Raw genomic sequence first — 21469 nt, forward strand, 5'->3', positions numbered from 1 at the left:
GCCGCGTGATCCTCACCGTGACGCCGAATCCGGCGATCGACCTGACCTACCGCGTCTCCGCGCTGGAGACCGGGGAGACCCATCGCGTCGCACCCCCGGCCGTCCGCGCCGGCGGCAAGGGGCTGAACGTCGCGCGCGTGCTGCAGCAGACCGGCGCGGCCTCCTTCGTGCTCACCACCGCGGGAGGCGCCTCCGGTGTCCGGCTGGCCGATGACCTCGAAACGAGCGGGGTCCCGAACGAGCTCGTGACGGTGCAGGCGCCGACCCGCTCCAGCATCGCCATCGTGGACGAGCGGGGCGGGGAGACCACCGTCCTCAACGAGACCGGCGGCGCGCTCTCCGCCGCCGAGTGGACGGCCCTGAACGATGCGGCCGCACGCCTCGCACTCCCGGCGACCTGCGTGGTCGGTTCGGGCAGCCTCCCGCCCGACACCCCTGATGCGTTCTACGCCGGGCTGGTCGCCATCGCCTCCGAGCGCGGGCTGCCGAGCGTGATGGACGCCACGGGCCCGGCGCTGCTGCTGGCGGCGGAGGCCCGACCGACCGTGCTGAAGCCCAATCGGCGCGAGCTCGCCGAGACGACCGGCGAGGCGGACCCGGTGACGGGCGCCTCCGTGCTCCTCAACGCGGGCGCCGCCCTCGTGCTCGTCAGCCTGGGCGCGGACGGGATGCTCGCCGTGCGCCGCGGCGCCGATGTGCTGCATGCCCGGCTGGACCGACGCCTCACCGGCAACGCCACCGGCGCGGGCGACGCGGCTGTGGCGGCGGTGGCGTCCTGCCTCGCCGACGGCACGGACGATCCGGCGGTGCTGCTGTGCCGAGCCGTCGCCTGGTCGGCGGCGGCCGTCGTCGCTCCACTCGCCGGCGAACTCGACCCCGCCTACGCCGCCTACGAGGAGCGCGTCGTCCTCGACTGACCGCCCGCCCATTTGAGACCGCCACCCGAGACCGCCACCGACACCGCCACGGAGGACCGATGCCCCTCGTCCCGACCCTCGAGCTGCTGCACACGGCCGCCGCGCGGCGCACCGGCCTGGCGGCCTTCAACGTGATCCTGCTCGAGACGGCGGAAGCCCTGGTCGGCGCCGCCGAGCGCACGGGCCGGCCTGTGGTGCTGCAGATCTCGCAGAACTGCGTGCGGTACCACGGCGGACTCGACCCGATCGGTCGCGCGACGCTGGCGCTCGCGAACGACTCCCCCGCGCACGTCGCCGTCCACCTCGACCACGCAGAGGACCCCGAGCTGGCGCTGCACGCGGTCGACCTGGGGTTCGGTTCGGTGATGTACGACGGCTCCCGGCTCGGGTATGAGGAGAACGTGGAGGCCACGGTTCGCGTCGTCGAGTACGCCCACGCCCGCGAGGTGGCCGTCGAGGCCGAGCTCGGCGAGATCGGCGGGAAGGACGGCGCTCACGCGCCGGGCGTCCGCACCGACCCGGAGGAGGCGCGCCGGTTCGTCACCGAGACGGGCGTCGACGCCCTGGCGGTGGCGGTCGGCAGCTCGCACGCGATGACCGAGCGCACGGCTGAGCTGGATCTGTCGCTGGTGGAGCTGCTGCGCCGCGAGGTGCCCGTCCCCCTCGTGCTGCACGGGTCGAGCGGGGTCGCCGATGGGACGATCGAGGCGGCGGTGCGCTCCGGCATCACCAAGGTCAACGTCTCCACCCACCTCAACCGGTTCTTCACGGACGCCGTCCGCTCGCACCTGGCGGCCCATCCGGACACCGTGGACCCACGCGCGTACGTGCGGGAGGCGCGGGCCGCGGCCACCGGCGAGGCGGCGCGCCTGATGACGTTGTTCGATGTGGCCGCCCGCGCGGCGGGCGGAACGGAGACCGCACAGCGATGAACAGAGCGGAGCGCCTCAACGCCGTGCTCGACCTGCTGGCCGAGTCCGGTCAGATCGAGGTGGACGACATCGTGGCGAAGCTCGACGTCTCGGCCGCGACCGCGCGGCGCGACCTCGACGCCCTCGCCTCCCAGCAGCTGCTGACCCGCACCCGCGGTGGCGCGGTGGGCCAGTCCGTCGCCTACGACCTCCCCATCCGGTACAAGCGCGAGCAGCACGCGCCCGAGAAGCTGCGGATCGCGCAGGCGGCGAGCGCGCTCGTTCCGCGCGGCTCGGTCGTCGGGCTGGCCGGCGGCACGACGAGCACCGCCGTCGCCACGGTGCTGGGGGCGCGGCCGGATCTCATGGAGCCGTCGCCGCATCCCACCCTCACGGTCGTCACCAACGCCATCAACATCGCGGCGCAGCTGGTGATGCGGCCGCAGATCAAGACGGTGATGACGGGCGGCGTCGTGCACGCGCGGTCGTACGAGCTCGTCGGGCCGTACAGCGACGTCGTGCTCGAGAAGGTCACGCTCGACATCGCGTTCATCGGCGTGAACGGCATCGACCCTGTCGTCGGTGCGACGGTGCATGACGAGGGAGAGGCGAGCGTGAACGCGCTGATGGCACGCCGCGCGACCCGCGCCGTCGTGGTGGCGGACTCGAGCAAGATCGGCCGCAAGGCGTTCGCGACGCTCGGCGGCCCGAAGGTGCTGACGACCCTGATCACGGACGACGGCATCAGCCCCGAGCAGCGGGCCGCCTTCGTGGAGCAGGGCTTCGAGGTGATCGTCGCGTGATGGGAGGATCGATCCGATGACCGCGCACGTCCTGCACTCCGCCCGCCTCGTCAGCGAGGGCCGCACCACCGCCGACGCCTGGGTGCGTTTCGACGGCGACCGGGTGACCTCGGTCGGCACCGGCGATGGCTGGAGGGCGGCAGCCGCCGGCGACGGCGAGGTGACCGTGACGGATGCGGGCGGCGGCTGGCTGACTCCCGGCTTCGTCGACCTGCACTGCCACGGCGGCGCGACCGCCAGTTTCGACGACGGCGTGGAGGCGATCCGCGCGGCTGCGGATCTGCACCAGCGCCACGGTACGACCCGTACGGTGGTCTCACTCGTGACGGCGCCCGTCGCAGAGCTGGCCGAGCGCGTGCGCGGGATCGCCGCGCTGTCGGCGAGCGATCCGCGGATCCTCGGGTCGCACCTGGAGGGCCCCTTCCTCGACGTGGGCCACAAGGGCGCGCACGACCCTGCGCTGCTGCGGTCGGCGAGCTCCGACGACATCGAGCTGCTGCTGGAGGCGGGGGCGGGGACGATCCGCCAGATCACGCTCGCGCCCGAGCTGCCGGGCGGGATGGACGCGGTGCGAGCCTTCAGCACGGCGGGCGTCGCGGTCGCGGTCGGCCACACCGGCGCGACCTATGAGCAGACGCGCGCCGCGTTCGACGCCGGGGCCAGCCTCCTGACGCATGCCTTCAACGGCATGGACGGCGTCCACCACCGCGCACCGGGCCCGGTGGCCGCCGCGACGCACACGCCGGGGGTCACGCTGGAGATCATCAACGACGGCGTGCACGTGCACCCGGAGGTCGTGCGCATGGCCTTCGCCGCCGCACCGGGTCGCGTCGCGCTCATCACCGACGCGATGGCCGCCGCCGGCGCCGCAGACGGCGACTACCTGCTCGGCGCGCTGGAGGTGCAGGTCCGCGACGGCGTCGCCCGCCTCACCCACGGCGGCTCCATCGCGGGATCCACACTCACCCTGGACGAGGCGCTGCGCCGTGCGGTCACGGAAGTCGGGCTGCCGGTCGAGGACGCGGTCCGCGCCCTGACCGAGACACCCGCCGCCGCGCTCGGCCGTTCCGGCGACCTCGGCCGCCTCGCGGCCGGCTACGCCGCGGACGCGGTGCTGCTGGACGACGGGTTCGGGGTGCGGCAGGTGTGGTCGGCGGGCCTCCCCGTCCTCCCGTAGCAAACCGTCGAGTACGCGCATTCTCCGCGTACTCGACGGTTTCGGGGCGAATTCCCGCGTACTCGACCGCGTGCGTCGTACGGTCAGGCGTCGACGCGCGAGCGGGTCATCCGCCCCACGATCACCACCAGCACCACCGACACCACGAGCAGCGCGATGTAGCAGTACGGCAGCAGCATGAGGCCGCCCGCGTCGAAGATCACGGAGCCGACCAGGGCGCCGCCGCCGATGCCCACATTGAACGAAGTCGTGTACAGGGCACTCGCGGTGTCGCGGAAGCCCGCGGACGACGTGTGCAGCAGCCGCGTCTGCAGCAGCGGCGGCAGCGCGCCGAAGGCGAGGCCCCAGAGCACGAAGGCGATCAGGGCCAGCACGATCTGGCCGGCGAAGACGGCGAGCGCCGCCACCGCGACACCGGTGACCGCGAGAGCGAGCAGGAGGCCGAACTGGGGCCGGGGTCCGAGCACCGAGCCTGCGAGCACCAGACCGCCCGCACCCGCGATGCCGTAGATGAACAGCAGCGCCCCGACGTTTCCGGCGGGCACCCCCATCGGTCCGGTGAGGAACGGGACCACGAACGTGTAGAACGCGTAGTGCCCGATCATCGTCACGGCCGCGACGAGGCAGACCATGATCACAGCGGGGATGGTGCGGTCGCGCGTGCGCTCAGCACCGCGGTCGCGCAGGATGTGCTCCTCCTCGCGCTCCACGGCGGGCAGCAGCCACCACACGAGGGCGGCGCCGACGATCATCAGCGCTGCGAGGATGCCGAACGACAGCCTCCACCCGAAGACATGGCCGGCGAAGGTGCCGAGCGGGACGCCGAAGACGAAGGCGAGCGTGCCTCCGCCGAGCGTGATGGAGACCGCGCGCCCGATCTGCTCCTTGGGCACCAGATGCCCGGCATAGGCGCCGACGATCGACCAGAACATGCCGTGGGCGATGCCGCCGAGGACGCGCGAGCCGACGACGAAGGCGTAGTCGGGCGCGACGGCGGTCAGCAGGTTCGAGACGCCGAGCAGCACGAGGATGCCGACGATCATTCCGTGGCGCGGCCAGCGCTTGGTCAGGGCGGTCAGCGGTGTGCTCGTCACCACGACGGTGAAGGCGAACACGGTCACGAGCAGCCCGATCTGGGCCTCGCTCACGCCGAGGGAGGCGCTCATGTCCGGCAGCAGGCCGGTGGGGATCATCTCGCTCGTGACCGAGAGGAACACGGCCGCGGCGAGCGCGATGAGCCCGGTCCAGGGGAAGGCCGGCGAGGTCTTCACCGGGATGGGGGAGGTTGTCGTCATGCGGAATCGTCCGTGAACGGCGTTCCCCGCTCCCCGCCCGGCGTACGGCCGCGGCGGCAGAAGAATGGAGCGGGTCGACTACGCGCCCGTGTGCGCGCCCAGGGCCGTGCGAGAACCGCCGACCGCGGACGATTCTAGCAAAGGGCGTCTACGACAGGGAGGCGAGGATGCGCCCGCTGTCCTCGATCTCGATCAGCGGGGCGTAGAGGGCCATCGCGTCGAGGGCGCGCTGGTGGTCCGCATCCGAGAGTCCGGCACAGGCATCGGCGGCCACCCGGACGCGCACGCCCCCGTCGGCGGCGCCGAGGGCGGTCGAGAGCACGCAGCAGTCGGTGGAGACGCCGGCCAGGACGATCTCGTCGGCGCCGGCGAGCGCCTCCCGCAAACCCTCCCCCCACTTGCCGAAGGTCGGCTCGCTGACGACCCTGTGGCCCGTGCCACGGAACGCCGGCACGAGGTCGTAGAGCGGATCATCGGCGGCCACCAGGGCGAAGGGCCACTGCTCGTAGTAGGGCACCCAGGCGCCCTGCGGCTGCTCCGGTGCGATGAAGCGGGTGAACACGACGCGGTCGCCGAAGGCGGGAAGCATCGAGGAGACGGTCGCCTCGGCGTCGGCGAAGCGCGGTGTCGCCCAGTCGCTGGCGGGGTCGGCGAAGACGTTCTGCATGTCGACGACGACGAGCACGGGCGCGGTCATCGTGCCTCCTGCCGCCGGATCGCGGGCGCCGTGAACAGTGCGCCGACGAAGCCGATGACGAGAGCGACGAGCACGCCGAGGTTGGCGAACGCCCAGTCGCCCTCCTTGCCGCCGATCGGGCCCAGGAGGTAGCCCTGCCAGCTCAGCCAGTCGGCCGAGCCGTTGGTGACGAGGCCCCAGCCGATGGCCGTGCCGACGATGATGAGCGCGATCGGCAGCCAGCGCACGGAGCCGTACCGCCCCCTCCTGTCGTACAGCTCGGACTCCGCGTAGTCGCGGCGGCGCAGGGCGATGTCGGCGAGGAAGATGCCGCACCACGCCGCGATCGGGACGCCGAGCGTGATCAGGAAGCCCTGGAACGGGCCGATGAAGTCGGTCGCGACGAACACGACGTAGATGGCGCCGAGGGTCATGATGATGCCGTCGATGCCGGCGGCGACGTAGCGCGGGACGCGCACGCCGACGCTCAGCAGCGCCAGCCCGGAGGAGTAGATGTCGAGCACCGCGCCTCCGACCAGTCCGAGCACCGCCACGATGACGAACGGGACCAGGAACCAGGTCGGCAGCAGCGAGGCGAGGGCGCCGATCGGGTCGGCGCCGATGGCCTCCGACAGCTTCGACGACGAGCCGGCGAGCAGGATGCCGAAGACGAGGAGGATGATCGGCGCGAGCGACGAGCCGAACGTCGTCCACCCCACCACCCCCGCGCTGCGCGTCGACCGCGGCAGGTAGCGCGAGTAGTCCGCGGCCGCATTCACCCAGCCCAGACCGAAGCCGGTCAGCATGAACACGAAGCCGCCGATCACGTGCGGGAGGTCGCCCGCGGGGAGCGCCGCGACGGCGCCGAGGTCGATATTGCCCAGCACGAGGATGATGTACACCACGGTGAGCACGCCGGTGACGATGGTGATCACCATCTGCATCCGCATGATCAGGTGGAAGCCGATGATCCCGCCCGCGAGCACGAGGGCGACCACGACGATCAGCGCGACGATCTTCGTCGCGACGCCTCCCTCCCAGCCGAGCTGCTCGAACACCGTCGCCGTCGCGAGCACCGCGAGGGCCGTGAGCACTGTCTCCCACCCGACGGTGAGCAGCCAGGAGAGGAACGACGGGACGCGGTTGCCCTCCACCCCGAAGATCGCCCGGCCGAGCACCATCGTCGGCGCCGAGCCGCGCTTGCCGGCCAGTGCGATGAACCCGCAGAACAGGAAGGAGATGACGATGCCGACGACGCCGACGATCGTCGCCTGCCAGAACGAGATGCCGAAGCCGAGCAGGAACGAGCCGTAGCTCAGGCCGAACACCGACACGTTCGCGGCGAACCACGGCCAGAACAGGTCGCGGGCACGGCCCTTGCGCTCGCTCTCGTGGATGGTGTTGAGCCCGTTGAGCTCGACGCCGAAGGTCGTGGCGGGTGTGGTCGGGACGCCGGGGGCATCCTCACCGGTGCTGGTCATGCCCTGATCCAAGTGCACGGCGGCCTGGCACGTCAACCGCAGCCGATACCCTGAAGGGATGGGCCAGACGAACTCCCCCGCCACTCCCAATCACTGGGTGCTCACCTTCAGCTGCGCCGACCGTCCCGGGATCGTGCACGCGGTGAGCGGGGCGATCGTCGCCGCCCGCGGCAACATCACCGAGAGCCAGCAGTTCGCGAGCTCGGACACCGGCCGCTTCTTCATGCGGCTGCAGGTGGAGTCGGAGGCCGACCGCGCCGAGTTCGAGCGCGCCCTCGCCCCGGTGGTGGAGCGCTTCGGCATGGAGCACCGCGTCGACACCGTCGGCCGCCCCCTCCGCACGCTCGTGCTCGTCTCGAAGGCCGCGCACTGCCTCAACGACCTCCTCTTCCGCCAGCGCGCCGGCCAGCTCCCCGTGGAGATCCCGCTCGTGTTGTCGAACCACGAGGCGCTCGGCGACCTGGCCGGGTTCTACGGCGTGCCGTTCGAGGCGCACCCGGTCGGCGACCCGGAGTCGAAGGCGGCGTTCGAGCAGCGCATCCTGGAGGCGGTGGAGGAGCACGACATCGAGCTGGTCGTGCTCGCCCGGTACATGCAGATCCTCTCGCCCGAGCTGTGCGAGCGGCTGGCCGGGCGGGCGATCAACATCCACCACTCCTTCCTCCCCGGCTTCAAGGGCGCGAACCCGTACCGGCAGGCCCACGCCCGCGGCGTCAAGCTGATCGGCGCGACCGCGCACTTCGTCACCAGCGACCTCGACGAGGGCCCGATCATCGAGCAGAACGTCGTACGCGTCGACCACACCCGCAGCGTTCCCGAGCTCGTCGCCATCGGGCAGGACGAGGAGAGCCGCACGCTCACCCAGGCGGTGAAGTGGTTCGCGGAGGACCGGGTGCTGCTCGACGGGGCGCGCACGATCATCTTCCGCTGACGCTCCCTCCCGCTGCCGTCGGGCGGCGCCCGCTCGGTAGACTGAGCCGGTGACTCCCGCCCCAGATCAGCAGGCCCAGCTCCGGATCGGACCGAACGACATCCTCCGCTTCGTTTTGGAGCTCTTCGCGATCGTGTCGCTCGGCATCTGGGGCTTCCTGGCCTGGCCGCTGCCCTGGAACATCGTCGTCGGCATCGGCGCGCCGGTGCTCGCGATCCTGCTCTGGGCGCTCTTCCGCTCGCCGCGTGCCGTGCTGCACGTCGACGCGTACGTGAAGGCGCTGGTCGAGGTGCTGGTCTTCGGGGCCGCCGCCTTCGCGTGGTGGGACCTCGGCCAACCGGTCGTCGCGGTCGTGTTCGCGGTGGTCGCGACGGTCAGCGGCGTCATCAACGGACGGCGCGAGTTCTCGTGAGCCGCCTCGTCATCCACGACGCCCGCAAGGTCGATGCGGACGGGCTGGTCGACGACTTCTGGCTGGTCGCCGAGGAGGGCCGCATCACCGCGATCGGTTCGGGCACCGGCTGGCACGCGGCCGCCGAGCAGCGCGACGCCGAGGTGCTCGACGCCGGCGGTCACTGGCTGACTCCCGGGTTCATCGACCTGCACTGCCACGGCGGCGGCGGGCACGTCTACGACGACGGCGTGGACGAGCTCCTCGCCGGCCTGGCCGCCCACCGGGCGCACGGCACGACGCGCTCGGTCGTCTCCCACGTCGCCGCGCCGCTCGCGTCGCTCCGCGAGGGTCTCGGTGTCGTCGCCGACCTGGCCGCCGCCGATCCGCTGATCCTCGGGTCGCATCTCGAGGGGCCGTTCCTCGCGCCGGAGCGGCGCGGGGCGCACGATCCCGCCTTCCTGCGCGAGCCGGGGCCCGAGATGGTGGAGGAGCTGATCGGAGCCGCCCGCGGCACCCTCCGCATCCTCACGCTCGCTCCCGAGCTGCCGGACCCTCTCGAATCGATCCCGGTCCTCACGGAGGCCGGCGTCGTCGTCGGGGTCGGGCACACGTCCGCGGACTACGAGCAGGCGGCGCGCGCATTCGAGGTGGGGGCACGCCTCCTGACGCACGCCTTCAACGCGATGAACGGCATCCACCACCGCGAGCCCGGTCCGGTGATGGCGGCGGTGGACAACGCCTCGGTGACGCTGGAGCTGATCCTCGACGGGCTGCATGTGCACCCCTCGGTCGCCCGGCTGCTGCTCGGCGCTGCCACCGGCCGCGTGGCCCTGGTGACCGACGCGATGGCCGCGGCGGGCGCCTCCGACGGCGACTACCAGCTGGGCGGACTCAACGTCACCGTGAAGGACGGACTCGCCGTCCTCTCGGGCACGGCGACGATCGCCGGCTCGACGCTGACGCAGGACGTCGCCCTGCGCAACGCGATCACCCTCACCGGCCTCGACCCGGTGGCGGCGGTCGCCGCCGTGACGCACACGCCCGCGCACGTCCTCGGCGAGGACCACCGCCTCGGCCGGCTGCACCACGGGTACCTGGCCGACGCGGTGCTCCTCGACCACGACTGGCGGGTGCGCACGGTCGTGGCCGAGGGGCGGGTGCTGTAAGGGATCGGCTCCCCGCTACAGCGTCTGCCAGCTCGGCTTGTTCGCGTACGCGTAGCGGTAGTAGTCGATGTTCTTGAGTCGCGACGCGGCGGCCTCGTCCACGAGCACGGTGACGTGCGGGTGGAGCTGGATGGCCGAGCCGGGGTTGGAGGCCGAGACCGGGCCCTCGACGGCTCCGGCCAGCGCCTCCGCCTTGCCCTCTCCGAACGCCAGCAGCAGCAGGTGGCGCGCCTTGAGGATGGTGGAGAGGCCCTGGGTGATGCAGTGCATCGGCACGTCGTCCTCCGAGTCGAAGAAGCGCGCGTTGTCCTTGCGGGTCTGCTCGGTCAGCGTCTTGACGCGGGTGACCGAGGCGAACGACGAGCCGGGCTCGTTGAAGCCGATGTGGCCGTCGGTGCCGATGCCGAGGATCTGCACGTCCACTCCCCCGGACTCCGCGATCGCCTTCTCGTAGTCGGCGCCGGCGTGCTCGATGGTCTCGCGGGCGCCGTTGGGGGTGTGGATGAGCGACGGGGTGAGGCCGAGCGGCTCCACGACCTCGCGGGTGATGACCGCGCGGTACGACTCCGGGTGGCCCGCCGGCAGGCCGACGTACTCGTCGAGCGCGTACCCGCGGACGTGTGAGACGTCGACTCCCTCCTCGGCGATCTGCCGAGCCAGCGCCCGGTACACCGGGAGCGGGGTGGAGCCGGTGGCGAGGCCGAGCACGGCGTCCGGCTTGCTCGCGATGAGCCTCACGATGCTCGCGGCGGCCAGCTCGCCGGCCGCCTCCTTGTCTGCGACGACGACGACTTCGGCCATCAATAACCTCCGACGAGGGCCGCGCCCAGCGCGGCCACGGGTGAACCTTCCGGAACGAGGCGCACTCGCCGCGGCAGGGCGAGCGAGGCGAGGAACGGGGACGTGCGGCCCCACTCCTCGAGCACCTCGTGGACGTCGCTCAGCAGGCGCTCCCCGAGGTGGCTGAGGCCGCCGCCGATCACGACGTGCTCGACGTCGACGGTCAGGACGAGGACGCGCACCGCGGAGGCGATGCCCTCCGCCAGCCTACCGGCGATCACCCGTGCCTCCGTGTCCCCCGCCGCGGCCGCTGCGTAGAGCGCGCGTGCGGGGAAGGGGTCGTCGGTGGGCCATTGCCGTGCGATGGCTGAGCCGCTCGCAGTGGTCTCGATGCACCCCCGCTGCCCGCACGCGCACAGGGCGCCGGCCGGGTCGACAGGGAGGTGCCCGATCTCGCCCGCGATGCCACTGGCCCCGCGCCAGAGCCGGCCGTCGACGACGATGCCGGCGGCCATGCCGGTGCCGAGGTTCAGGTAGGCCATCGTGCCGCCGAGACCGAGGAGGTGGTAGGCGCCGAGCGCCGCCGCCTTCACGTCGTTCTCGACGCGGACGCCCACGCCGAGGCGGCCGGCCAGCTCGCCGCCGAGCTCCAGCCGCTCGACGCCGAGGTTGACGGCGTGCGCCACATCGCCGGACGCGCTGTCGACCATGCCGGGGATGCCGATGCCGATCGAGTCGAAGCCGCCCGCCGGCAGGCCGGTCAGCTCGCCGATCCGGGCGACGGCCGTCACCGCGGTCTCGACGACGGCCGCGTGACCGAAACCGGTCGCGAGCCGCACCCGCTGCCGGAGGTCGCCGCTCTCGTCGACGGCCACCGCGTCGGTCTTGGTGCCGCCGATATCGATCCCGAGCCTCACGAGTCGGAACTCGAGGGGCGGAGGCCGGAGGCGTCGCCGGCGAGCAGGTGCAGGAGCGCCTGGCCCACCAGCCGCGATGCGCCGAAGGTGGTGAGGTCGGCATACGCCCGGTCGTCGGACGGCCAGCCCATGTCCACCACGAGGACGCGGTTGCGCTCCGCTCGCAGGCGGTCGATAGCCGCGCGCGCGAAGGCGTGGCGGTGGTTGTCCTTGCCGATGACGAGGACCGGCGACTGAGCCGCGAGCACCAGCTCGGGGTCGTCGTCCTCGGTCATGACCACGAGCGGGTTCGCGGTGAAGGCGGCGGAGGCGGACTCCTCCGGTTCGGCCTGCGCAGCCGCGAACGGACCCCAGGGTGCCCGGCCCACCGCGATGTTCGCCACGGTGTCGAGGCGGACGATCGAGTACCGGTCGTGCTCCTCCGCCAACCATTCGCGGGCGTGGTCGGAGAGGTCGAAGGCTGCTGCGACGCGCGCGAGTTCGTCAGCGGCGACCGCGTCGGCATCGGCGATGGGCGAGTGCGTGACGCTCGTATCGCCCGCCACGACGTCGTCCGCCAGCGAGAGCACGCGCTCCTCCGCCTCGGCGACGCGCGCCTCCGGGAGCCGGCCCTCCGCGATCGCGCCGGCCACGGCCTCCACGATCTCCGTCAGCTGCGCGTCGGTGTTGTCGGTGCCGATGCAGAGGAGGTCGCAGCCGGCAGCGAGCGCGAGCACGGCGGCCTCGGGGATGCCCCGGCCGCCTCCACTCGCCCCGTGCATGTCGAGCGCGTCGGTGACCACCACTCCCTCGAAGCCGAGCTCGCCGCGCAGCAGCCCCTCGATGATCGGGGCGCTGAAGGTGGCGGGCATCCTGGCGTCGAGCTGCGGCAGCAGGATGTGGGAGGTCATGATCGTGCGCGTGCCCGCCGCGACGGCGGCGCGGAACGGCAGCAGCTCGCGCTCGCGCAGCGCTGCCGGGCCGAGGTCGACGACGGGCAGGGCGAGGTGCGAGTCCTGCGCGGTGTCGCCGTGCCCGGGGAAGTGCTTCGCGCACGCGGCGACGCCGGTCGACTGCAGTCCACGGGTCCAGGCGGCGCCGTGCTCGGCGACGAGCTGCGGCGCGGTACCGAAGCTCCGCACGCCGATCACCGGGTTGTCGGGGTTGGAGTTGATGTCCACGTCGGGCGCGAGGTCGAGTGTGACGCCGGCAGCCCGGAGCTCCTCGCCGACACGACGGCCGACGGCCTCGGTGTACGCGGTGTCGTCCAGCCTCCCGAGCACCGCGTTGCCCGGGAACGGCGCCCCGCGGTCGTAGTAGAGCCGGGTGACGTCGCCGCCCTCCTCGTCGATGGCGATGACGGCACGCGGGTTCGCCGCGCGGATCGCCGCGGTGAGGGCGCGCAGCTGCTGCGGCGAGACGATGTTGCCCCCGAAGAGGCAGACGCCGCCGAGGCCGTCGCGCAGTCGGCGCTCGAGCCAGGCCGGCAGCGTCGTGCCGTGGAAGCCGGGCATGAGCGTCGCCATGATCCGGCGACGGAGCGCTGCAGGGACGGTCGCGTCGAGCGGGCGGGCGTCGAGTCCGGTCGAGCGGCTCACCCCTTCACCGCCCCGCTGACGAGGCCGCTGGTCATGCGGCCTTGCACGATGAGGAAGAAGATGATGACGGGCACGGCGACGAGCGTCGACGCGGCCATCACCTCGCCCCAGTCGATCGCGCGCGACGACGACTGCTGGATGAATCCGCGCAGCCACAGCGGGAGGGTCTGGCTGCTGTTCTCCTGCAGGATGACGAGTGCGACGGTGAACTCGTTCCACGCCTGGAGGAACGCGTAGACGCCGGAGGCGACCAGCCCGGGCGCGAGCAGCGGGAACGTGATCCGCAGGAACGCCTGGGTGCGGCTGAGTCCGTCCACCATCGCCGCCTCCTCGAGGTCGGCGGGGATTCCGGCGACGAAGCCGCGCAGCATCCAGATGGTGAACGGCACGACGGCGGCGATGTAGATGATGCTGACGCCGAGCACGGTGTTGAGCAGGCCCAGGCTCCCCATCAGCTTGTACTGCGCGATGAAGAGGCCCTCCGCGGGGAGCATCTGGATGATCAGCACGGCGAGCACGAACGACGTCCGGCCGCGGAACTTGAACCGGCTGATCGCCAGGGCGGCGAGGAACGCGAAGCCGAGGCAGAACACGACGGTGATCAGCGCGACGACGACGCTCATGCCGAGCGCGGGGAAGAACGTGCCGCCGTCGATGACCGCGGCGAAGTTGTCGAAGGAGCCGCCGAACGGCAGCCAGGTGGGCGTCGAGCTCTGCAGGACCGCGTCGGGCAGCAGCGACGAGTTGACCATCCAGTAGACCGGGAAGATCCAGACCAGGCCGAACACGACGGCGAGCACGCCGAGCAGGATGCGGGAGGGGCGGACGCGCCGGCGGAAGCGGCGCGGAGCCTCGGGGGCGGCCGCCTCCCGAGGGGTGGTGGCGGTGGCGGTCACGAGGCGTCCTCCTTGAGCAGCGAGCGGACGTAGAACCAGCTGAGCGCGATGGTCAGCACGAGCACGAACACCGAGACGGCGCTCGCCATGGCGAAGTCGCTCGACCCGACGCCGAGCTGGTAGATGTAGGTGCCGAGCAGGTTGGTCTCGCTGGCGATCGAGCCCTTGTCCTGCAGCAGCTTGATCTGGGTGAACACGCGCAGGTCCCAGATCAGCTGCAGCAGCAGCACGATGCCGAGCACGGGGCGGATGATCGGCAGGATGATGTGGCGCAGCCGCTGGGCCGGCTTCGCGCCGTCCATGGCCGCGGCCTCCAGCACCTCCCCGGACACCTGCGTCAGGCCCGCGTAGGCGGAGAAGGCGACGAACGGGACGCTCATCCACACGATGATGACCATCGCGACGAAGAAGAACGACAGCGGGTTCTGCAGCCAGTTGTGGCCCTCAAACGGCAGCCCCCACGAGCTCAGCACCGTGTTGACGATGCCGCGCCGCCAGTCGAACAGCCAGTTCCAGACCGTCATCGCGGCGACGGCGGGCATCGCCCAGGCGAGCAGGAGGGCGATCTGCAGGAACAGCCGCGCGAACCTCCCGACACCGGTCATGAGGAGGGCGAGCCCGACGCCGATCACCATCGTGACGACGGCGGTGACCACGCAGAAGAGGATGGACCGGCCGACGACGACCCAGGTGTAGGAGTCGGAGAACAGGGTGATGTAGTTGTCGAACCAGACGAAGGGGGCCGGCTGGCCGAACTGCTGCGCGAGGCCGAAGTGCTGCATCGAGGTGACGAGCTGCCAGCCGATCGGGTAGCCGAGCGCGAGGAGGCAGATGACGACGGCGGGCAGCAGCAGGATGTAGGGCGCGATCGTGCGGCGGCGCCTGCGCGGGGCTGCCGGCTGCGGGCCGCCTGCGGCGCGCGCGGGGGGTGCGGCCTGCTCGGTGGTGGTCACGTCGGTCCTCCTTCCGGGTGGGGGGCGGTGCGGGTGGTCGGGACAGGAGCGAGGGCGCGGAAGGGGTGCCTCCGCGCCCTCGCCCTGCTGGTGGTGCTGGATCAGCCGTTCTTCTCGTTGAGCAGAGCGTCGATCTTGGCGTCGTACTCCTTGGCGAGGGCCTTGAGGTCGGACGCGTCGCGGATCTTGGAGAAGAACTCCTCCATCACGTTGCCCGCCTCGACCTTGGCCCAGCCCGGCGCGGCCGGGGTGAGCTTGGAGTTCGAGGCCGACTCGATGAGCGCCTTCGCGAACTGGTCGTCGCCCAGCGAGGAGGTGTACTTCTCGTTGGCCGGGCCCAGGCCGTTCTTGCCGAGCATCTCCTGGTACTCCTTCGAGAAGATGATCTTCAGGAGGGTCTTGGACAGGCCCGGGTTCTTGGACTTGGCCGAGATGCCGATGTTGGAGCCGCCGGCGAAGACCGGGGCCGGCTTGCCGTCGTTGCCCGGCAGCACGTAGGTGCCGAAGGTGGCGTCGTTCCAGGTGCGGACCGGCTTGCCGTCCTTCTCCGAGAGGTCGCCGATCGACCAGTGCGCCCATCCCGGAGCCATGATCGTCGCGGCGGCGAGCGAGGTGTCACCCGTCTTGTTGCCGTCGGCGTCGAGCGTCTGGTCGGTGTCGTTCAGGTAGATGTACTGGTTGGAGTCCTTGGCGTCGTTCGGCGCCTTGGACGCGTTCTTGTAGATGTCCTGCAGCTGCTGCAGACCCTTCAGCGACTCCTCCGACTCCAGGGTGGCGGACCACTTGTCGCCGTCCTTCTTGGCGATGTCACCGCCGTTGGCGAAGATCCAGGAGATGCCGTCGCGCCAGTCCTGGCCGCCGAGGAAGAAGCCCGAGAAGTTCGGGATGTTCTTCGGGTTCTTGGCCGTGATGTCGGCGACGGCGGTGTTGAACTGGTCCAGCGTGGTCGGGACGCTCACGCCCGCGGCCTGGTAGACGTCCTTGCGGTAGAACATGTAGCGCGAGCCGAAGTAGTACGGCAGCGTGTAGTTCTTGCCGTCGACCTTGCCGGCCTCCACGAAGGACTGCAGGAGGTCGTCGCCGCCCAGGTCCTTGTACATGTCGGAGATGTCGAGGAAGGCGCCCACGTTGGTGAACGTCGGCGACTGGGTGTTGCCCATCTCAGTGACGTCCGGCGTGTTGTTGGCGTCGGGGAGGGAGGTCGTGAGCTTGGTGACGATGTCGCTCCAGTCCTGCTGCTCGATCTTGAGCGTCGCTCCGGTCTCCTTGTTGAACTCCGTCTTGAGGTAGTTGCGCAGCTCATCCGGGGTGTCGGAGCCGACGAGCCACAGCGTGACCGTCTTGCCCTTCCCGTCGGTGCTCGCGTCGGAGGATCCGCCTCCGGAGGCGCAGCCGGCGAGCACGAGAGCGGAAGCTGTAGCCACAGCGGCGAGGCCGACGAGCTTTCTCTTCATTGCTGTTCCTTCTTTCTCAGGTGGTCGATGTGTGCGATCTGCCACACCGTGGTGCAGGGGTCGGGATGGTTCGGGAGGTGCTGTGTCAGGAGACCCCGAGTCGTCCGGAAAGGACGAGGACGGCCGCGCCGCGCAGGACGATGTCCTGCCCCTGCGCGGTCATCCGGAGCGAGAGGTCGGCGTGGTTCTCCGCCATGGTCCGGCTCCGGAGCGTGTGGACGGTCGCCTCGGCGAGGGGGCCGTCGAGCAGGTCGGTCGGGCCGCTCAGGACGAGCTCCGACAGGTTGAGGGCGCCCACGACGGGCGCGAGCGCGATGCCGAGGCGCTGGCCGGCCTCGCGGAGGACCGGCGTCGGGTCGGCGCCCGCCGCCTCCGCCTCCGCGATGCCCCTGCGCAGCTGCGGGACGCTCAGCCAGCGCTCGAGCACCTGGTCGCGGTTGTACGTGGTGTCGAGGCCGAGGTCGGTGCCGACCATGACCTGGCCGATCTCGCCGGCGGCGAAGTGGCTGCCGTAGACGAGGGCGCCGGCGATCAGCAGGCCGGCGCCGATGCCGTGGCCGACGCGGATGAGCATCATGTCGCCGGAGGCGCCTCCCCAGCTGTGCTCGGCCAGCACGGCCGCGTTCGCGTCGTTGGCGACGATGACCGGCAGGCCGGTGGCGGCCCGCAGCGACTCCTGCAGCGGCTCGCCCCTCCAGCCGAGGTTGGGCGCCACGAGGATCGTTCCGGCGAGGTCGACGACACCCGGCGAGCCGACGCCGATGCCGAGGATCGGTGCGGTGGCGAGACCGACGAGACGCTGCACCAGGTCGAGCACCTTGGCGGAGGCCGCGGCGCCGGTCGCGCCATCGAGCGGCACCTCGGCCTCCGTCAGGAGCTCCCCGTCGAGGTCCATGACGGCCCCGCGGAAGCGGTCGTGGTCGCTGAGGTCGACACCGATGATCTGGTGCGCCGTGCGGTCGATGTCGAGCAGGACGGCCGGCTTGCCCGGACGCGCGGCCTCCCGCTGCCCCAGCTCGACGACGAGCCCCTCGGCCAGCAGCTCCCCGACGAGGTCGGAGACGGTGACGCGCGTTAGACCCGTCTCACGGGCGATGTCCGCGCGGCTCTGCCGGCCCGACCGGTACAGGGTCTGCAGCACGAGCGAGCGGTTGTGGCTGCGCGCGTGCTCGGGCAGGACCTTGGCACGAGGGCGGAGGGCGCGACCCGGGGTCGGGCCGGCACCACCAGGCAGCTCCGTCGTCGTCATGTTTGTTAGTAAAGCTTACGAACAAAAGAATGGCAAGGATTTCTTGCCACGGGATTCACCCCCCGTTCATCCGGGCCGCCGCAGATCGGCGTACCCAGTGGGGCATGGACGTTCTCATCACGGTCGTGGTCGTCGTGATCGTCGCTCTGATCTTCGACTTCACCAACGGATTCCACGACACCGCCAACGCGATGGCGACCTCGGTCGCCACCGGTGCGCTGAAGCCGCGCACCGCCGTCGCCATCTCCGCCGTGCTCAACCTGGTCGGCGCCTTCCTGTCGACCGAGGTGGCGCAGACCATCTCGGGCGGGGTGATCAAGGAGGGAGGGTCGGGCGTCGAGATCACGCCCGTCCTGATCTTCGCCGGGCTCGTCGGCGCCGTGCTCTGGAATCTGGCGACCTGGTACCTCGGACTGCCCTCCAGCTCGACGCACGCGCTGTTCGGCGGGCTCATCGGGGCCGCCGTCATCGGTGCGGGGCTCGGCGCCGTGGACTGGGGCGTGCTGCTGTCGAAGGTCATCATCCCGGCTCTGCTCTCCCCCGTCGTCGCCGGCGTGGTCGCCATGATCGCGACATACGCCGCCTACCGCATCACGAAGAACGCGACGACCCGCGGAGCCGAGGGCGGTTTCCGCCACGGGCAGACGGTCTCCGCCTCGCTCGTGTCGCTCGCACACGGCACGAACGACGCGCAGAAGACGATGGGCGTCATCACGCTGACCCTCATCGCGGGCGGCTATCTGTCGGCCGGGAGCGCCCCTCCGCTCTGGGTCATCGCCTCGTGCGGACTCGCCATCGCGCTCGGCACCTACCTCGGCGGCTGGCGCATCATGCGCACGGTCGGCAAGCGGATCACCGAGGTGACGCCGCCCCAGGGCTTCGCGGCCGAGACGGGATCGGCGGCGACCATCCTCGTGTCGTCGCACCTGGGCTTCGCCCTCTCGACCACGCAGGTCACCTCGGGTGCGGTGGTCGGCAGCGGACTGGGCAAGAAGCTCGCCTCGGTGCGCTGGGGCGTGGTCGGTCGCATCGCCGCCGCCTGGGTCATCACCTTGCCGGCCGCGGCGATCGTCGGCGGGCTGGCGGCCTGGGTCGCCTCCACGAGCCTGCTCGGCCTGATCATCGTCGCGGTCGTCGCGCTCGCGTGCGGCCTCGGGCTCTACGCGCTCTCGCGCCGCAACCCGGTCACCCGGCACAACGTCAACGAAGGCGACGAGGGCGACGAGGGTCGCGCGGCCGAGCCGGTCGGCGCGGGACAGGAGGGATGAGCATGGGCAGCGTGAGCAGCATCCTCGGGACCACCGTGGTCCGGCTGGCGGACACCCCGGGCGCCGGACAGTTCCTCGGGGTCGACTGGGGCTCGTTCGTCGTCGTGTTCCTCGTCGCGCTCGTCGCGACGGTCGTGATCGTCATCTCGTACGCGACCGGGCTGCGCCTGCTGTCGGTGGGAGGCGACCACCGGCCCGCCGCCGCCAGCGCCGGCGCCTACGTCTGCTTCGCCATCGGCGTCGCAGCCGTGCTCTACGGGATCTGGCTGATCGTGCCGCAATTCCACTGACTACTCGTCACCAACGACGAAGGGCCCGGCGGATCGCTCCGCCGGGCCCGTTCGCGATGCGCGGGACTTACGCGCCCATGCGCGTCTTGAGGTTCTCGCTGATCGCGTCGAGGAACTGCTCGGTGGTCAGGAACTCCTGCTCCGGGCCGACCAGGAGGGCGAGGTCCTTGGTCATCTTGCCCTCCTCGACCGTCTTCACCACGACGTCCTCGAGGGTGTGGGTGAAGTCGATCAGCTCCTGGTTGCCGTCGAGCTTGCCGCGGTGCGCGAGTCCGCGCGTCCAGGCGAAGATCGAGGCGATCGGGTTCGTGGAGGTCGCCTTGCCCTGCTGGTGCTGGCGGAAGTGGCGGGTGACGGTGCCGTGCGCGGCCTCCGCCTCCACGACGCTGCCGTCGGGGGTGGTCAGCACGGAGGTCATCAGGCCGAGCGAGCCGAAGCCCTGCGCGACGGTGTCGGACTGCACGTCGCCGTCGTAGTTCTTGCAGGCCCAGACGTAGCCGCCCTCCCATTTGAGGCTGGAGGCGACCATGTCGTCGATCAGGCGGTGCTCGTAGGTGAGGCCGGCGGCGTCGAACTTCTCCTTGTACTCGGCGTCGAAGACCTCCTGGAAGAGGTCCTTGAAGCGGCCGTCGTACGCCTTCAGGATCGTGTTCTTGGTCGACAGGTAGACCGGGTAGTTGCGGTCGAGGCCGTAGTTGAAGGAGGCGCGGGCGAAGTCGCGGATGGACTCGTCCTGGTTGTACATCGCCATCGCGACGCCGCCGCCCGGGGCCTGGTAGACCTCGAACGACTGGGCCTCGCCGCCGTCGTTCGGCTGGAAGCTGATGCTCAGGGTGCCGGGGCCGTCGAACACGAAGTCGGTCGCGCGGTACTGGTCGCCGAAGGCGTGACGGCCGATGACGATCGGCTTGTTCCAGCCGGGGACCAGCCGCGGGATGTTCGAGATGATGATCGGCTCGCGGAAGACCACGCCGCCGAGGATGTTGCGGATGGTGCCGTTGGGGCTCTTCCACATCTTCTTGAGGCCGAACTCCTCGACGCGCGCCTCGTCGGGGGTGATGGTCGCGCACTTGACGCCGACGCCGTGCTTCTGGATGGCGTGCGCCGCGTCGATGGTGATCTGGTCGTCGGTCTCGTCGCGCTTCTCGATGCCGAGGTCGTAGTACTCGAGGTTCACGTCGAGGTACGGGTGGATGAGGGAGTCCTTGATCAGCTTCCAGATGATGCGCGTCATCTCGTCGCCGTCGAGTTCGACGACCGTGCCTTCAACCTTGATCTTGTCCACTGGTTCTCCTGAGGTGTTTGCCGTGGTTCAGCCTCCGACAGCTTACCGGAGGGAGCGAGATATCTCGACGTCGAGATATTCCGCCCACGGCTGACGCCGGGCCGCTGCTCCTATGCGGCCGTCCCCGGCGCACGTTACCCTTTCGTCATGGCTGAGTTGAGACTGGAAGAGTTGAGCGCGAAGAACGTCGTTGCGGCGAACGCGCTCTCATTGAAGCCGGGCCAGGAGCAGTTCATCGCTCCGGTCTCGTACTCGGCAGCCGCCGCTCTCCCGAACCCGACGACCTCCTGGCAGCGCGTGGTCCTCGACGAGGACGAGGTCGTCGGTTTCATCATGGGCGACTTCAACCCGGACGCCGAGCACGAGGAGTTCAAGGCCATCCTCTGGCGCATCAATGTCGACGCCGACGACCAGGGCCGCGGCATCGGCACGTTCGCCGTGCGCGCGTTGGCCGACGAGGCGCGCAACCGCGGCCACCAGCGGCTCTACGTCATCTGGGAGTCGGGCGAGCTCGGCCCCGAGCAGTTCTTCCTGCGCAGCGGCTTCCAGCCGGTCGGCGAGACGCAGTACGGCGAGACGATCGGTGCCCTCGAGCTCTGAGGGCGGCGACTCGTTCGTCGAGCGCGTGCTCGCGGTGGTCGACTCCATCCCGCCCGGTCGCGTGATGACCTATGGCGACGTCGCCGCCACGCTGGGCTCCCGGGCGGCGCGGATGGTCGGTCAGGTGATGGCCTACTACGGCTCGACCGTGCCCTGGTGGCGCGTCGTGCGGGCGAGCGGACACCCGGCGAGCGGTCACGAGCACCTCGCCCTGGAGCACTATCGGGCCGAGGGGACACCGTTGGTGGGCGGCCTCCACACCGACGGCGTGCGCACCGCGTACCGGGTCGACCTGCGCGTGGCCCGGCACGATCCGGCCTGACCCCGGCACTCCGGATCAGGCGCAGATCGCGAGAGGATAACGTTTCGCAGGATCATCCGCTGGTCCGATGGCGTGCACAGCCGGATGGTGTTGACTTGCATGGTCCACCCCGTCCGTCCACAGGAGT

At 70.9% G+C, this 21469-nt stretch carries 22 protein-coding genes; 11 read left to right on the forward strand and 11 right to left on the reverse strand.

Annotated elements, in window-relative coordinates:
• The first annotated feature begins 5 nt into the window (after window positions 1-5).
• The 4 genes from P5G50_RS16765 to nagA (P5G50_RS16780) are packed head-to-tail and all read left to right on the forward strand — an operon-like array spanning window position 6 to window position 3808.
• Window positions 6-917, forward strand: coding sequence for a 1-phosphofructokinase family hexose kinase (locus tag P5G50_RS16765; RefSeq protein WP_301212212.1), 912 nt, complete (start codon window positions 6-8; stop codon window positions 915-917).
• A 59-nt stretch (window positions 918-976) separates the two neighbouring features.
• Window positions 977-1849, forward strand: coding sequence for a class II fructose-bisphosphate aldolase (locus tag P5G50_RS16770; RefSeq protein ID WP_301212213.1), 873 nt, complete (start codon window positions 977-979; stop codon window positions 1847-1849).
• A complete protein-coding gene (locus P5G50_RS16775; RefSeq protein WP_301212214.1) occupies window positions 1846-2631 on the forward strand; it encodes a DeoR/GlpR family DNA-binding transcription regulator in 786 nt (261 codons plus the stop codon). Before P5G50_RS16770 ends, P5G50_RS16775 begins: the two co-directional genes overlap by 4 nt.
• A gap of 16 nt (window positions 2632-2647) precedes the next feature.
• Window positions 2648-3808: an N-acetylglucosamine-6-phosphate deacetylase gene (nagA, locus tag P5G50_RS16780; protein ID WP_301212215.1), complete on the forward strand. Its 1161-nt coding sequence runs from the start codon at window positions 2648-2650 to the stop codon at window positions 3806-3808.
• A gap of 83 nt (window positions 3809-3891) precedes the next feature.
• On the opposite strand, the gene P5G50_RS16785 is transcribed toward nagA (P5G50_RS16780), so the two are convergent.
• The 3 genes from P5G50_RS16785 to P5G50_RS16795 all read right to left on the reverse strand — a co-directional run bounded on the left by P5G50_RS16785 (window position 3892) and on the right by P5G50_RS16795 (window position 7260).
• Window positions 3892-5103 carry an MFS transporter gene (locus P5G50_RS16785; protein WP_301212216.1) on the reverse strand — a complete coding sequence of 404 codons (1212 nt, stop codon included), beginning with the start codon at window positions 5101-5103 and terminating at the stop codon, window positions 3892-3894.
• Between the two features lie 148 nt (window positions 5104-5251).
• Window positions 5252-5800, reverse strand: coding sequence for a cysteine hydrolase family protein (locus tag P5G50_RS16790; RefSeq protein ID WP_301212217.1), 549 nt, complete (start codon window positions 5798-5800; stop codon window positions 5252-5254).
• The gene (locus P5G50_RS16795) at window positions 5797-7260 is read right to left on the reverse strand and encodes a purine-cytosine permease family protein (protein WP_301212218.1); all 1464 of its coding nucleotides are present in this window, start codon (window positions 7258-7260) and stop codon (window positions 5797-5799) included. The genes P5G50_RS16790 and P5G50_RS16795 overlap by 4 nt, the downstream gene beginning before the upstream one ends.
• Before the next feature lie 58 nt (window positions 7261-7318).
• Here P5G50_RS16795 and purU point away from each other — a divergent pair, with 58 nt between their 5' ends.
• From purU to nagA (P5G50_RS16810), 3 genes are read left to right on the forward strand one after another with little or no spacing between them, the layout of a single operon-like run.
• A complete protein-coding gene (purU, locus tag P5G50_RS16800; RefSeq protein ID WP_301212219.1) occupies window positions 7319-8191 on the forward strand; it encodes a formyltetrahydrofolate deformylase in 873 nt (290 codons plus the stop codon).
• 49 nt (window positions 8192-8240) lie between these two features.
• Window positions 8241-8603 carry a YrdB family protein gene (locus tag P5G50_RS16805; RefSeq protein ID WP_301212220.1) on the forward strand — a complete coding sequence of 121 codons (363 nt, stop codon included), beginning with the start codon at window positions 8241-8243 and terminating at the stop codon, window positions 8601-8603.
• Window positions 8600-9751 carry an N-acetylglucosamine-6-phosphate deacetylase gene (nagA, locus tag P5G50_RS16810; protein ID WP_301212221.1) on the forward strand — a complete coding sequence of 384 codons (1152 nt, stop codon included), beginning with the start codon at window positions 8600-8602 and terminating at the stop codon, window positions 9749-9751. The genes P5G50_RS16805 and nagA (P5G50_RS16810) overlap by 4 nt, the downstream gene beginning before the upstream one ends.
• Before the next feature lie 15 nt (window positions 9752-9766).
• Here nagA (P5G50_RS16810) and nagB read toward each other — a convergent pair whose 3' ends face one another.
• The 7 genes from nagB to P5G50_RS16845 all read right to left on the reverse strand — a co-directional run bounded on the left by nagB (window position 9767) and on the right by P5G50_RS16845 (window position 17577).
• Window positions 9767-10552, reverse strand: a complete 786-nt coding sequence (nagB, locus tag P5G50_RS16815; protein WP_301212222.1) for a glucosamine-6-phosphate deaminase — start codon at window positions 10550-10552, stop codon at window positions 9767-9769.
• The gene (locus P5G50_RS16820) at window positions 10552-11448 is read right to left on the reverse strand and encodes an ROK family protein (RefSeq protein ID WP_301212223.1); all 897 of its coding nucleotides are present in this window, start codon (window positions 11446-11448) and stop codon (window positions 10552-10554) included. Before P5G50_RS16820 ends, nagB begins: the two co-directional genes overlap by 1 nt.
• Complete coding sequence (locus tag P5G50_RS16825) at window positions 11445-13025, reverse strand: glycoside hydrolase family 3 protein (RefSeq protein WP_301212224.1); 1581 nt, start codon at window positions 13023-13025, stop codon at window positions 11445-11447. The genes P5G50_RS16820 and P5G50_RS16825 overlap by 4 nt, the downstream gene beginning before the upstream one ends.
• Window positions 13022-13921 carry a carbohydrate ABC transporter permease gene (locus tag P5G50_RS16830; RefSeq protein ID WP_301212225.1) on the reverse strand — a complete coding sequence of 300 codons (900 nt, stop codon included), beginning with the start codon at window positions 13919-13921 and terminating at the stop codon, window positions 13022-13024. The genes P5G50_RS16825 and P5G50_RS16830 overlap by 4 nt, the downstream gene beginning before the upstream one ends.
• Complete coding sequence (locus P5G50_RS16835; protein WP_301212226.1) at window positions 13918-14874, reverse strand: carbohydrate ABC transporter permease; 957 nt, start codon at window positions 14872-14874, stop codon at window positions 13918-13920. Before P5G50_RS16835 ends, P5G50_RS16830 begins: the two co-directional genes overlap by 4 nt.
• A 101-nt stretch (window positions 14875-14975) precedes the next feature.
• Entirely contained in the window at window positions 14976-16328 is a 1353-nt protein-coding gene (locus P5G50_RS16840; protein ID WP_301212227.1) for an extracellular solute-binding protein, read from the reverse strand.
• 85 nt (window positions 16329-16413) lie between these two features.
• Window positions 16414-17577: an ROK family transcriptional regulator gene (locus tag P5G50_RS16845; protein ID WP_301212228.1), complete on the reverse strand. Its 1164-nt coding sequence runs from the start codon at window positions 17575-17577 to the stop codon at window positions 16414-16416.
• Window positions 17578-17681: 104 nt separating this feature from the next.
• Here P5G50_RS16845 and P5G50_RS16850 point away from each other — a divergent pair, with 104 nt between their 5' ends.
• Window positions 17682-18845: an inorganic phosphate transporter gene (locus P5G50_RS16850; protein WP_301212229.1), complete on the forward strand. Its 1164-nt coding sequence runs from the start codon at window positions 17682-17684 to the stop codon at window positions 18843-18845.
• Window positions 18846-18856: 11 nt separating this feature from the next.
• A complete protein-coding gene (locus P5G50_RS16855; RefSeq protein WP_301212230.1) occupies window positions 18857-19135 on the forward strand; it encodes a hypothetical protein in 279 nt (92 codons plus the stop codon).
• A gap of 67 nt (window positions 19136-19202) precedes the next feature.
• Here the strand turns inward: P5G50_RS16855 and P5G50_RS16860 are convergent, their stop codons facing one another.
• A complete protein-coding gene (locus tag P5G50_RS16860) occupies window positions 19203-20420 on the reverse strand; it encodes an NADP-dependent isocitrate dehydrogenase (RefSeq protein ID WP_301212231.1) in 1218 nt (405 codons plus the stop codon).
• Window positions 20421-20567: 147 nt separating this feature from the next.
• Between P5G50_RS16860 and P5G50_RS16865 the strand changes: the two genes are divergently transcribed.
• Together P5G50_RS16865 and P5G50_RS16870 are read left to right on the forward strand one after the other, a co-directional pair.
• A complete protein-coding gene (locus P5G50_RS16865; RefSeq protein WP_301212232.1) occupies window positions 20568-21020 on the forward strand; it encodes a GNAT family N-acetyltransferase in 453 nt (150 codons plus the stop codon).
• A complete protein-coding gene (locus tag P5G50_RS16870; RefSeq protein WP_301212233.1) occupies window positions 21004-21342 on the forward strand; it encodes an MGMT family protein in 339 nt (112 codons plus the stop codon). Before P5G50_RS16865 ends, P5G50_RS16870 begins: the two co-directional genes overlap by 17 nt.
• Window positions 21343-21469 lie beyond the last annotated feature (127 nt).

The organism is Leifsonia williamsii (assembly GCF_030433685.1).
In the GTDB taxonomy this organism is placed as follows: Bacteria; Actinomycetota; Actinomycetes; order Actinomycetales; family Microbacteriaceae; genus Leifsonia; species Leifsonia williamsii.